The organism is Streptococcus sp. SS-4456, from assembly GCF_036680365.1.
Taxonomy (GTDB): Bacteria; Bacillota; Bacilli; order Lactobacillales; family Streptococcaceae; genus Streptococcus.
On the sequence record NZ_JAVIHI010000109.1, the window covers coordinates 1 to 400 of the forward strand.

The following is a 400-nucleotide window of genomic DNA, read 5'->3' on the forward strand; positions in this document are numbered from 1 at the left end:
TTGTTGTAGTAAAAAATATACTTGGTGATAGCTTGCTCCAGTTGATCCAGAGACTTGAAATTTTTCTCAAATCCGTAAAACATTTCTGTTTCCAAGATGCCAAAGAAGGACTCCATCATACCATTATCCGTGCTAGTTCCCTTGCGAGACATGGAAGGACGTATAACTTTACTGTCAAGAAAATGATGGTAGGCTTCGTGTTGGTATTGCCAACCTTGGTCACTATGGAGAATGGTATTTGGGTAAGTTTCCTCAGGAAAGGCCTTCTCAAGCATGGACTTAACTTGCATGAGATTAGGTGAGCGGGACAAGGTAAAATCAATAATTTCGCTATTATAGCCATCCAGAACAGGAGAAAGATAGAGTTTTTCAGCACAATTTGGCAGAGCGAACTCAGTCA

At 40.5% G+C, this 400-nt stretch carries 1 protein-coding gene; it reads right to left on the bottom strand.

From position 1 onward, the window contains the following. On the bottom strand, positions 1-400 hold a 400-nt coding region (locus tag RFK25_RS11830), incomplete at both ends, for a DDE-type integrase/transposase/recombinase (RefSeq protein ID WP_332413559.1).